The organism is Mesorhizobium sp. CNPSo 4684 (genome assembly GCF_057784315.1).
Map to the genome: position 1 here is coordinate 1 of NZ_JBWLUX010000007.1, position 11,711 is coordinate 11,711.

12 protein-coding genes and 1 tRNA gene are annotated in these 11,711 nt (G+C 63.0%); 5 read left to right on the forward strand and 8 right to left on the reverse strand.

Annotation, left to right across the window (positions count from 1 at the left end; all coding sequences use genetic code 11):
- Window positions 1-342: 342 nt before the first annotated feature.
- On the reverse strand, window positions 343-1,635 hold the full coding sequence (gene murA, locus AC04SG_RS07840) for a UDP-N-acetylglucosamine 1-carboxyvinyltransferase (RefSeq protein WP_488550563.1): 1,293 nt from the start codon (window positions 1,633-1,635) through the stop codon (window positions 343-345).
- A 141-nt stretch (window positions 1,636-1,776) separates the two neighbouring features.
- A complete protein-coding gene (locus tag AC04SG_RS07845) occupies window positions 1,777-1,995 on the reverse strand; it encodes a hypothetical protein (protein ID WP_488550564.1) in 219 nt (72 codons plus the stop codon).
- Window positions 1,996-2,143: 148 nt separating this feature from the next.
- Between AC04SG_RS07845 and AC04SG_RS07850 the strand changes: the two genes are divergently transcribed.
- Together AC04SG_RS07850 and AC04SG_RS07855 are read left to right on the forward strand one after the other, a co-directional pair.
- Window positions 2,144-2,218, forward strand: a tRNA-Thr gene (locus AC04SG_RS07850).
- 385 nt (window positions 2,219-2,603) lie between these two features.
- Window positions 2,604-2,897 (forward strand): GYD domain-containing protein, encoded by a 294-nt coding sequence (locus AC04SG_RS07855; protein ID WP_203279851.1) that lies wholly within the window; start codon window positions 2,604-2,606, stop codon window positions 2,895-2,897.
- A gap of 341 nt (window positions 2,898-3,238) precedes the next feature.
- On the opposite strand, the gene AC04SG_RS07860 is transcribed toward AC04SG_RS07855, so the two are convergent.
- Window positions 3,239-3,730 carry a DUF6314 family protein gene (locus AC04SG_RS07860; RefSeq protein ID WP_488550565.1) on the reverse strand — a complete coding sequence of 164 codons (492 nt, stop codon included), beginning with the start codon at window positions 3,728-3,730 and terminating at the stop codon, window positions 3,239-3,241.
- Window positions 3,712-3,924 (reverse strand): hypothetical protein, encoded by a 213-nt coding sequence (locus AC04SG_RS07865; protein WP_488550566.1) that lies wholly within the window; start codon window positions 3,922-3,924, stop codon window positions 3,712-3,714. The genes AC04SG_RS07860 and AC04SG_RS07865 overlap by 19 nt, the downstream gene beginning before the upstream one ends.
- Window positions 3,925-4,140: 216 nt before the next feature.
- Here AC04SG_RS07865 and AC04SG_RS07870 point away from each other — a divergent pair, with 216 nt between their 5' ends.
- On the forward strand, window positions 4,141-4,503 hold the full coding sequence (locus AC04SG_RS07870) for a hypothetical protein (RefSeq protein WP_488550567.1): 363 nt from the start codon (window positions 4,141-4,143) through the stop codon (window positions 4,501-4,503).
- Between the two features lie 113 nt (window positions 4,504-4,616).
- Here the strand turns inward: AC04SG_RS07870 and AC04SG_RS07875 are convergent, their stop codons facing one another.
- The gene (locus tag AC04SG_RS07875) at window positions 4,617-5,390 is read right to left on the reverse strand and encodes an SDR family NAD(P)-dependent oxidoreductase (protein WP_488550568.1); all 774 of its coding nucleotides are present in this window, start codon (window positions 5,388-5,390) and stop codon (window positions 4,617-4,619) included.
- A 209-nt stretch (window positions 5,391-5,599) separates the two neighbouring features.
- Between AC04SG_RS07875 and AC04SG_RS07880 the strand changes: the two genes are divergently transcribed.
- Together AC04SG_RS07880 and AC04SG_RS07885 are read left to right on the forward strand one after the other, a co-directional pair.
- On the forward strand, window positions 5,600-6,994 hold the full coding sequence (locus AC04SG_RS07880) for a multicopper oxidase family protein (RefSeq protein WP_488550569.1): 1,395 nt from the start codon (window positions 5,600-5,602) through the stop codon (window positions 6,992-6,994).
- Between the two features lie 154 nt (window positions 6,995-7,148).
- A complete protein-coding gene (locus AC04SG_RS07885) occupies window positions 7,149-8,462 on the forward strand; it encodes an NAD(P)H-dependent oxidoreductase (RefSeq protein WP_477351336.1) in 1,314 nt (437 codons plus the stop codon).
- 3 nt (window positions 8,463-8,465) lie between these two features.
- Here the strand turns inward: AC04SG_RS07885 and proC are convergent, their stop codons facing one another.
- From proC to AC04SG_RS07900, 3 genes are all read right to left on the reverse strand, one after another.
- A complete protein-coding gene (gene proC, locus AC04SG_RS07890) occupies window positions 8,466-9,281 on the reverse strand; it encodes a pyrroline-5-carboxylate reductase (RefSeq protein WP_488550570.1) in 816 nt (271 codons plus the stop codon).
- Window positions 9,282-9,366: 85 nt separating this feature from the next.
- Complete coding sequence (locus AC04SG_RS07895) at window positions 9,367-10,686, reverse strand: O-antigen ligase family protein (RefSeq protein WP_488550571.1); 1,320 nt, start codon at window positions 10,684-10,686, stop codon at window positions 9,367-9,369.
- Window positions 10,655-11,653: a glycosyltransferase family 2 protein gene (locus tag AC04SG_RS07900; RefSeq protein WP_488550572.1), complete on the reverse strand. Its 999-nt coding sequence runs from the start codon at window positions 11,651-11,653 to the stop codon at window positions 10,655-10,657. Before AC04SG_RS07900 ends, AC04SG_RS07895 begins: the two co-directional genes overlap by 32 nt.
- Window positions 11,654-11,711 lie beyond the last annotated feature (58 nt).

An 11,711-nucleotide genomic window follows, 5' to 3' on the forward strand; every position in this document is an offset into this window, starting at 1 on the left:
GCCGGTCAGCCACCCCACCACAAACCGAAGCCGCTCATCCATGATGCCAGTCTCTCGCCAAACCATCGCCGGTCCTCCCGGCGAGGGAGAAAACTGTCACCCATCTAATCGGTCCATTCTGTTACCCATCTATCCGGTTCGGACACCGGGCACTTCTCCCCGTATAGTGACGGGGAGAAGGACGCAGATCCGAAGGATTTCGCCAATTTTCTACGTTGCAAGAGAGGAGCCGATATCGCGATCAGCCCCTTCTCCCCGTCACTATACGGGGAGAAGATGCCGGCAGGCAGATGAGGGGCGGCGCCGAGATCGACGATTGTCTGGCGCCTGGAATCCTGCCGCCTATGCCGAAATCCGCTCGATCACCGCGCCGCAGTTGGACAGCTTTTCTTCCAGCCGCTCAAAACCGCGGTCGAGGTGGTAGACGCGGTTGACCGTGGTCTCGCCTTCGGCCGCGAGGCCCGCGATGACCAGCGACACCGACGCGCGCAGATCGGTCGCCATGACAGGCGCGCCCTTCAGCTTGGCGACGCCGTCGACGATCGCCGTCTGGCCCGACAGCGTGATGTGGGCGCCGAGGCGGGCCAGTTCCTGCACATGCATGAAGCGGTTTTCGAAAATGGTCTCGGTGATACGCGACTTGCCCTTGGCCATGGTCATCAGGCCCATGAATTGCGCCTGCAGATCGGTCGGGAAGGACGGGAAGGGCGCCGTCGTCACGTCGACCGGCGCAATGCCGGCGCCGTTGCGCCGCACACGGATGCCGGAATTGGTCGGCGTGATCTCGGCGCCGGTCTGCGCAATCACGTCCAGCGCGGTCTGCAACAGATCGGCGCGCGCGCCTTCCAGCACCACGTCGCCGCCGGTCATGGCCACGGCCATGGCATAGGTGCCGGTCTCGATGCGGTCGGGGATGACGCGCACGCGCGCGCCTGACAGCGATTCGACGCCATCGATGGTAATGGTCGGCGTGCCGGCGCCGGAGATCTTGGCGCCCATGGCGTTGAGGCATTCGGCGAGGTTGACGATCTCGGGCTCGCAGGCGGCGTTTTCCAGCACCGTCTCGCCCTTGGCCAGCGACGCCGCCATCATCAGCACATGGGTGGCGCCGACCGACACTTTAGGGAAGATATAGCGGTTGCCGACAAGGCGGCCATTCCTGGTCTTGGCCAGGACATAGCCGGTGTCGACATCGATGTCGGCCCCCAGCGCCTGCAGGCCTTCAAGGAACAGATCGACCGGCCGCGTGCCGATGGCGCAACCGCCCGGCAACGACACTTTGGCCTCGCCCATGCGGGCCAGCAGCGGGCCGATCACCCAGAACGACGCCCGCATTTTCGACACCAGCTCGTAAGGCGCGGTCGTGTCGACGATGTTGCGGGCCGAGAAATTGATGGTGCGCGAATAGCCCTCATTCTGCTTTTCGCGGCGGCCGTTGACCGAATAATCGACGCCGTGATTGCCGAGGATGCGGATCAGCTGCTCGACATCGGCCAGATGCGGCACATTTTCCAGCGTCAGCGTGTCGTCGGTCAGCAGCGACGCGATCATCAGCGGCAGGGCTGCGTTTTTCGCGCCCGAAATCGGAATGCTTCCGGCGAGCTTGTTGCCGCCGACAATTCTGATGCGATCCATGAGAGAATGTCCCCTCGGCCCGAAAGGCCGGTTTTCGTCAGTTTGAGTATCGGCCCGTCTAGACCATTGGCCGGCTTGGTTCAAGAAATAGGATTTCCTGCCCCTTTGGCCAAGGTGGCGGGCCAGTGTGGCAGCTTTTGGTTAGTCCTTGTGCATTTTTTCAGCAGCCGCCAGGCCTTCCGGCCGCTGGTCGGCATCGCCGGCGCGCTGCTTGCCAGCGTCGCCGGCGCGCCGCGAACGCGCCTGCGCCTTGCGCTTCATGAGATTGGCGCGCAGCTGCTCTGCCAGGCGGTCCTTGCGGTCCGTGCCGCTCTTTTTTTCCGGATCGGCCCTTTTCGGTGGAATTGTCTTGTCGTTCATCGTCCCGTCCCACCCGTGACTGGCAGGCTTGCCGTTCTGGGATAGCTAGCATTGTGGCGCCGGCATGTCAGCGAAACTTGTCTGGCAAAGCCTTTCACAGATGCCTTGCGCTTGTCGGTTCGATATGGCAGAAGCCCCGCCATCAGCGGCTGCGGTAGCTCAGTGGTAGAGCACTCCCTTGGTAAGGGAGAGGTCGAGAGTTCAATCCTCTCTCGCAGCACCAGCCTATCTCCTTGAAATCATTGAAGCCCTTGATTTGCAAGGCATTGCGGCCATTGTCTTGTTGCAAAATTCGTAACAAATGGTTGCAAGCGTCATGGCCCGGAGCCAATCGGTATTTCTTATTCCGCGACGGCCGCTACTACGCTCGGCCGGTCATTCTGAAGGACCTTCGCCCTGCCATGGCGGGAAGACGCAACTTTGAACGCCCCTCCGAGCTGACCGCCGCGCCGCGCCGAAGAAACTTCCAGGGGCAGTCGCGACCATCCAACGGTGATCATGGCCTTCCTTGCCGCAAGTGGTTCGCGCACCTGACTCGTGTTATCGTAGTTCCGGGAGACGGCGGACGCGCCGTGAGTGCCCGCCCGCTCCCACCATGGGAGGAACAAATGGCTTATTACGTATTGCTGTCAAATTTCACAGATCAAGGTATCAAGGCCATCAAGGATACTCAGAAACGTGCTGAGGCCTTCAAGGCGATGGCCAGCAAGAACGGCATCAAGGTTCACACCCTGTTGTGGACGCTTGGTCAACATGATGTCGTAGCGATTGCCGAAGCCGACGACGACATTGCTGCGACCGCACTGGCCCTATCGATCGCGTCGCTAGGCAACATCAGGACCCAGACATTGAGAGCGTTCGATGCGGCGGATATGGCCAAGATAATGGCAAAGATGGCCTGACCGCCGCTGTGCTGCCTTGCGCAGACGGTTGAAGCCGACCGCTAAGCCGAACGGCGGCAAGCCTGTATGTTTTCCGTTAAGCGAAACCCCGGCAGAGCCGGGGTTTCTTGAGGACGTTCAACTCGACGCATGGGGCCTTTCCGGCTCGATCTACGAGGTCATGACCTCGTAATCTACTTGCCTGGGCCAAGCTGGTTCATCAGGTCCTGGTTGTCCCAGAACAGCCATTCGTGATCCAGGCCGGCTGGTACCGATCCTGGAAGGCTGGAGCATGACCGGCTTCAGCCTCTACGCAATCTATCTCAGTCGGAAATTCCTGCCTGCGAAAGTCCGGGTCTTTATCAATTACCTGGAAGAGGTTTCGCCCGCTCAACATCCCCGGCATCTAGGCGACGAAACCGGCTGAGGCTCGCGTAGTTCTTGCGCGGCCCTTTGACCCGCCACGCCTCGGCCCATTCGTCGGGGCCGCGAAACAAGAAGCGCCCGGCATAGACATCGGCGCCGCAATGATGCTGGACGATCTGTGTTGCCTTCGGCTCGAGCTCGATGAAGTCGCTGCCGTCGGCACGAAGAATCCGGATCGAACGGTCGCCCCGCTCAAGCCGGTAGGCCCGGCTCGCCGGCATCGCATGAGCGCCGATTTGCATGATGCCGCGCTCGGTGAATGCATCCGCGGTCACCACGGCGTTGCCGGTGAAATTGTATGTCGCACCGGCAAGGAAATCGATCATTGTGCGGCGGACCGTCCAGTCGCCGGCAAGGCTGTCGGCGATGCTCTGCCACGGCCTGGCGTCGGCGCCGGCCGCATCTTCGGTCAAATAGATGCGATCCACATTATATCCGTAACAATACCGCGCTTCGTGTCATGGATAACATTAAAGGCCCGGACAGCGTCGGGCAAAGCCATTCGAAGGCGTTTCTTGGCGCGTCCTTCCCAGGCAGCAACGGCGTCAAAATCCCGAACGCGACGATCGTGATCAAATAAGAACACCGCACCGGCGAGGCCGCAGGCGGAGGTGACGATCATGTCCGACCTCCGGCATTCCAACCTCCGGCGCGTGGCGCGGGGGCCATTGCAAGAGGCGAGCGGCCCAACGGCCTCAGCGCCGCGTGGCCATTTCACCATCTTGACAAAAACGGGCAGACCGTCGTGTTACGGTGCCGATGGTGCTCGCCGCACCACGTTGCGCCTGCCATTGCGTGAAGAGGAGATAGTGTCACGTCCAGGATCAATCGCCGCGCCTTGCTGTTTCAATCGGGTGGCGCCGTTGTCACGTCGACCATTGTGGCGAGAGCCGCCGTCGCAAAGCCATCGCCACAGGAACAGCAATCGTCCAATCACCTGCAAGGGCTGATCGAAACCCACCGGGCAGCTTACGTTGCCTTCGGCAAGGTCGTTCGCGACGTGCGCGCTGACCGCTCAGACCGCGAAAGAGCGAGCCGGGATGAGGAGAAGGCGTTGCTGGCCATCTGCGCTTATCCCGCGGCTGGAGAAGGCGACCGCCTGGTCAAGGCTCGATATCTCCTGGAGATAGAGGCCCGCGGCGAACTTGACCTTCCGGTGCATATGCAGACGCTTTTGCGTTCGACGATGTCGAAGAGATAGCACCGGAGCGAAGGCCGCTTCCACCTGTCGGCCTGGTCGCCGTCGCCAATGGCGCCATCCATTCCGCCGGCGCGCCTGCCGCGCTTTTGACCGCGGCGCGGATGCCGGGCGCTCTAAGCCACCGACCAGCCACCATCGACCAGTATGTTGGCGCCGGTGATCAGCGAGGCCGCCGGCGAGGCCAGGAACACCACGGTTCCGGCAACGTCGATCGGGTCGCCGATGCGGCCGAGCGGAATGTGGCCGAGCACATGGGCGTGGAACTCCGGCTCGGCCAGCGAGGGCCGCGTGCCATCGGTCCAGATGAAGGTCGGCGCCACGCTGTTGACGGCGATTCCGTGCTGCGCCCATTCGGCGGCCAGGCAGCGGGTCAGATGGTTTATCGCCGCCTTGCTCATGCAGTAGATGGCCTCGCCCTTCAGCGTCACCGTGCCGGCCTGCGAGCTGATGTTGATGATGCGCCCACCTTTCTGCGCAATCATCAGCTTTGCCACCGCCTGAGTGGTGAAGAAGGTGCCCTTGAGGTTGACGTTGACCGTCAGGTCGAAATCTTCCTCGGTGACGTTCTCGGCCAGGTTTTCCGGCCCGAGCCCGACATTGTTGACCAGAACGTCGATGCGGCCGAAGGCGGTATGCGCCTCGGCGACCGCCTTTCGCACGCTGGCGAGATCGGTCGCATCCATATGCACGGCAAGCGCTCGCCGGCCGATGCGCTCGATCTCGGCGACAAGCTCGGCCCCGTCGGCCTTGCTGCGCACGCCCACGATCATGTCGGCGCCGGAGCCGGCGCAGGCCAGCGCACAGGCGCGGCCAATGCCGCGTGAGGCCCCGGTGACCAGCACCACTTTGCCGGCAAGGTCGAATTTCGGCGTGTAATCCGTTGTCATTGCAAACCCTCCCCTAAGAAAGCCGTCAAGCCTGAATTGCATTATCCGGCGGCCATGCTGAACAGTATCCGCTCGCAAGCTGAAAGCCAGCCGGCGTCGTGCGCATCACCCATGGCATGACAGGGAAGCGATGTGGCAGTATCGGCATTTGCGCCGGTTGCCGTCACCATCCAGGACACTGGCGCGACTATGTTCAGTTGGAGCGCTAGATGACCGTACTCACCCGCCGCAGGCTTCTAAAAACAGCCGCGGTAACCGGCGTCGGCGGGGTCGGTCTTGCGGCGATAGCCAGGCTCGGCGGCTGGGCCGCGGCCGCTCCGGAGCAGGTGGTGCTCAAGACGGCAAAAATCCAGGCGAAGTTCATGGATGTCGGCGAGACCCGGGACGTGCTGACTTATGGTGAAGCCGGAATGCCTCCGGTGCTCAGGATGAAAAAGGGCGAACCCTTCGCCGCGCGTCTCGTCAACGCCATCGACGATCCGACGACCATCCACTGGCACGGCATTCGCGTTCCAAACAAGATGGACGGCGTCCCCTTCCTGGTTCAGCCCTACGTCTATACCGGCGATCATTTCGACTACGCCTTCACGCCGCCCGATGCCGGCACCTTCTGGTATCACCCGCATTGCAACACGCTGGAGCAGATGGGCCACGGCCTGACCGGCGTGATCGTGGTCGAGAATCCCAACGATCCGAAATTCGACGCCGAGGCGGTCGTCAATCTGCGCGACTGGCGGCTCGGCGACGACGCCCAGTTCATCCAGCAGTTCCGCCCGCGCGATGCCGCAAAAACCGGAACCTATGGCACGGTGCGCACCGCCAACTGGGTCGACCAGCCGCAGTTCGACGCGCCGGCCGGCGGGCTGGTGCGCCTGCGCGTCGCCATCACCGACGTCACCCGCATCTACGCCTTTCGCGTCGAGGGCGCCGAGGCCGCGGTCATCGCGCTCGACGGCAATCCGGTGCCGCAACGTTTTTCGCCCGATGCCTTGCTGTTTGGACCGGGACAGCGCATAGACCTCGCCATTCGCATGCCCGACCAGGAGGGCGCCATCGTCAATCTGGGCGATGTCAGGGGCACCAAGCCCAAGACGCTCGCCACCTTGCGCAGCACCGGCAGCTCGCTCAAGCGGGACCTGCACGACCTCGCGCCGCTGGAAGCCAACCCCGTGGCGGAGGTGGATCTCGGCAGCGCGAAACACATTGCGCTCTCGCTCAGCGCCACGGCGGAAAACGTCCCGAGCGACGGCATATGCGGCTCGCTCGGCTACAGTTTCTGGGCCATCAACAAGGTGCCATGGCCGGGCGACACGCCGGACCCGACCGCAGCCTTAGCCGAGTTGAAGCTTGGCAAAAGCTATGTCATCGACATGGAGAATCTGACGCCGCAATCGCATCCGATCCATCTGCACGGCATGAGCTTCAAGGTGCTGTCGTCGTCGACGCGCCAGGTGCAGCCGGTAATCTCCGACACCTATCTCATTCAGCCCAATGAGAAGGTGCAGCTCGGATTCGTCGCCGACAATCCCGGTGACTGGCTGCTGCATTGCCACATCATCGAGCATCAGAAATCAGGCATGACGAGCTACATCAGGGTGGTTTGAAGTGACGCTCGGCCATCCGGCTTCAGGAGCGGGTTAACCTGGCCGGCCAAGCTTATTGTTCGAGAAATTGCCGCAGTCCGCCGGTTTCGTTGGCAAAGCAGGGCCGTTCCCTGCTATTCCCGCCTGCAAATCAAGAAGCCGTGGACACGCTTGCATGACCAATGTTGCCCTGACCGGACTGGCCCGCGATCTCGCCAGGCGCGCCGCCGAGGGCAAGCCGGTGCGCATCGGCGTCATCGGCTCCGGCGAAATGGGCACCGATCTGGTCACGCAAGGCATGCTGATGCCGGGCATTTCGATCTGCGCCATCTCGACGCGCCGCCCGCACACCGCGCGTGACGCCATCCGCATCGCCTACGGCGACGAAGCGATGGCGGTCGAGGCCGACACGGCATCGAAAGTCACCACCGCGATCGAGTCGGGGAAAATCGCCATCACCTCGAACGAGACGCTGGTCACCAATCCGCTGATCGACGTCGTCATCGACGCCACGGGAAAGCCCGGTGTCGCCGCAGATTTCGACCTCAAGGCAATGGAGCATGGCAAGCATCTGGTGATGATGAACGTCGAGGCCGATGTCACCATCGGCTGTTATCTCAAGCAGCAGGCCGACCGGCTCGGTGTCGTCTATTCGGTCGGCGCCGGCGACGAGCCGTCGAGCTGCATGGAGCTGATCGAGTTCGCCTCGGCGCTCGGCTACACCATCGTCTCGGCTGGCAAGGGCAAGAACAACCCGCTCAACCACGATGCCGTGCCGGACGACTATCGCGAGGAAGCGATCCGCCGCAACATGAACCCGCGCATGCTGGTCGAGTTCGTCGACGGCTCGAAAACCATGGTCGAGATGTGCGCCATCGCCAACGCCACCGGACTGGTGCCCGATGTGCCCGGCATGCACGGCCCCAAAGCCGACCGCGACCAGCTGGCAAAGGTGCTCATTCCACGCGCCGATGGCGGCATCCTGTCGAAGAAGGGCGTGGTCGATTACACCATCGGCAAGGGCGTGGCGCCCGGCGTGTTCGTCATCGTCGAGGCGACGCATCCGCGCATCGTCGAGCGCATGGACGATCTGCATATCGGCCATGGTCCCTATTACAGCTTCTTCCGGCCCTATCATTTGACCTCGCTGGAAGTGCCGCTGACCGCGGCGCGCATCATGCTCTATGGCCGGCCCGACATGGTGCCGCTGCCGAAGCCGGTCGCCGAAGTCTGCGCGGTCGCCAAGCGCGATCTCGCCGTGGGCGAAACGTTCGATGCCATTGGCGAGACCTGCTACCGTTCCTGGACCATGACCGCTGAAGAGGCGCGCGCCCACCGCGCCGTGCCGGTCGGCTTGCTCGAGGGTGGCAAGGTGCTGAAACCGGTCAGGAAGGGCGAATTGTTGACCACGGACAATGCCACGCCCGACCAGACGACAAGGCTGTACGCCCTGCGCAAGCTGCAGGACGAGATGCTTTACGGCGGCTGAAGTCTACTTCCCCAGCTCTATCGACCTCAGCCGCGCCGCTTCCACCGCCTCGGTCAGCAGCTTCGTCAGCCGGTCTTCGCCCATCAGCACCGCAAGCGCCGCGGCGGTCGTGCCGTTGGGGCTGGTGACCTGCTGGCGCAGCAGGCCGGGCTCCTCGCCGCTTTCGGCGGCGAGCGCGGCGGCGCCATAGACGGTCTGCATTGCGAGCAGCCTGGCAGTCTCGGTGGGCAGCCCGGCTTTCTCGGCGGCAACTGTCAGCGCCTCGATGAAGTGGAAGATGTAGGCCGGACCGGAACCCGAAACCGCCGTCACCGCATCCATCAGGCCTTCATCGTCGATCGTCGTCACCACCCCGCTCGCCGACAGCAGCTCGGCGACGAAACGCCTGACATCGTCGGTCACCAGCGGGTTGGAATAGACCACCATCATGCCTTTGCCGATCGCGGCCGGCGTGTTCGGCATGCAGCGGATGATCGGCGCGAGATGGCCGAGGATATGCTCGAACGTCGCGACCGGCGTGCCGGCAGCGATGCTGACGAAGGTGGTCCTGCCATCGGCGAAACGCTTGTAGGCAGCGGTGACGTCGCGGATCACTTGCGGCTTCACGGCGATGACGACGAGGTCGGGCTCAGCATCGGCCGGGATGTCGTTGGCATCCTCGGCGACACCGCAGCCAAGATGCTCGGCGCGCTTGCGCAACTCGGCATTGGGCTCGACCACGAACACGGCATGCGGCGCAAGCTTGCCGGATTTCAGCCAGCCCGCCAGCATGGCGTAACCCATATTGCCGCAGCCGGCGAGAACAAGCCTGATCGTCATTGAGAGCCTCCGAGACAAGCTTCTCCTTAAACGCTCACCGACGGGCGGGGAAGACCCTCAAGGCTGGCTGGATCAGGCCAGCCGGTCAAGAGCGCCGGCGCACCGCGATCGGCCGCAGCGACACTTGCCTCAGGCCAAGCACGCCGAGCACGAAGAACAGCCAGACCGGGTCGCCGCGATGAAAGAAGAAGCTTTCGAGAAAGGCGTTCAGCGCCGTGAACAGCACCACCATCATGAAGAAATCACCGAGATAGATGTTCTCCTTGCGCGGCGGGATGCGCATGTAGTCGCGCAGCGGCGCGATCAGGAAGGTGTAGACGGCAACGCAGAGCGCCGGAATGCCCATCAGCACGGCGATGTCGAGATAGCCGTCATGGCCGTGCACGATGGTCCTGATGTCCCAGGGCCGATCGAAAGGCTGGTCCTGGCTGAGCAGCAGCGGCGTGCCCCAAAAACTTTCATAGCCGTAGCCGGTCCATGGCTTCTTCGCCAGCATCTCGCCCGAGAACTCCCACAGCGTCGTGCGCCCGGTATAGGTGAGGTCGGGGAAATAGGTCGCCGCCAGCTCCTTGACCGGCGGGATGAAGACGATGCCGAGCGTGCCGACCGCCGTCGCGATGATCGCCAGCGCAAACAGGATCGGCGTGCCGAACCGCATGCCGATCAGGCCGGGCAGCACCACGATCAGGATCGAGAACGGCACCAGACCCGCCGTCGTCTTGGAGCCGGTGTGCAGCATGAAGACCATCGCCGCGCCGAAGATCGCCACGCCCCAGAATTTCTGGCCGCGCCGGAAGAGATAGAGACCGGCAAAACTGAAGCAGGCCATGATCGGCCCGGCGATGTTCTTGTGGGCGAAGACGCCGCGCCACAGGCCGGCATGTTCGGGCTCCTGCGAATCGGCCGTGTGCAGGGCTTCATGCGGAAAAACGATGAGGCCGATATAGGACAGGCCGATAACGACGACCGCGCAGAAGATGATGACTTTCGAAAAACTGTCCGCGTCGCGCGGCAGCACCAGGACCGTCGCTATCGTCAAGACGCCGAGCAGCGTGAAGAAGGCCGCGCGCATGGCCGAGGACGGGTCGGTCGCGTTGATGACCGAAAGCATGAAAAAGCCGAGCATCAGGATCCAGGACGGGCTGAGCAGCGAGCGCATCACCTTCGGGTCGGCGAACGTCAGCAGGGAGAAGATCGAAATGGCGCCGAGCGAACTGAAGCCGAGCTGGTTGACGATGTCGCCTCCGTCGCCGGTCAGTTCCGCACCTGCCGGCTGAAACGGCCGGAACGACACGATGATGACGGCAAACAACAGCGCGGCAATCGCCGTCGCCACGCCGTCGCGGGTGACAATGCCGCCCAGCAGCAGCTCGTCAGTTCTTCTCAGGCTGCCTGTATTGCTCATTGGCGTATCCGAATTCGGCAAGCACGCGGCCGAGCGCGACATAGACGGGATAAAGCGCTGTCGACGGGGAGCCTGTTCGCGCCAGCTTGACTGCACCGCGCAGCGGCGAGGCGGCAAGAAGCGCCAGGCTTTTAGCAAAAACCTTAACCCCGGCCAACGGCGTGCCGGCGCGTTTCTTTTTTTCGACCAGGGTCGAGATCACGCCGTTGCGCAAGGATCGGGCGCGGATCCAGTCGGCCTCGACACGCCTGGCCGGAACGCCTTCGCGCACCTTGGCCTCGGCGCACCAGCCAAGCACGAACCCTTTCTGCGCCGACCGGCTGAGAAAGTCGGAATCGCCGCCGCCCATGAAATTGAAGCGGAGGTCGAGGAAGGGCGGCCCCATGGTGGTGAGCACGTTGCGCCCGACCAGAAGATTGCCCGAGGAATAGAGCGCCGCAACGCGGTCAGTTTCGCGATAGGGCGGCGCAAACACTGGGTGCTCGGCCCATTTTGCATGGGCCGGATCGGCAAACACCGGTACTTGCGGCCCGCCGACAATGTCGGCGCCGAGCGTCTCCGACGCATTGCACATCCGCTCCAGCCAGTCGGCGTCGGCGATCTCGTCATCGTCGATGACCAGCAAATGCCTGAAGTCCGGAAAATGCAGGATCGCGGTCTGCCAGCCGGCATTGTAGGCGCTGCAGTTGCCGCGTTCATGCGCGATGATGACCATGCCCGTCATATCGCCGCGCTCGAACAGCGGCACTGCCGCCTTGGCGCCTTCACGCGCATCGGCTTCGTTCTCGATGACGATGACGGCAAAACGCCTGGCAGTCGTTTGCGCCTTGAGCGACGCCAGCGTTTCCAGGAGCAGTTGCGGCCGCTTGAAGGTCGGCAGCGTGACGACGGCTTCGATGGTGTCGGCGGCGAGCCCCGGAGAGCGTCCCGCGATCGATACCGAACCATCCGATGGCAAAGGGATCATCCGCTCCAGCCGCATGTATTAAATCTGGCTTCCGATAGCACCGCGATGATAACGTTTC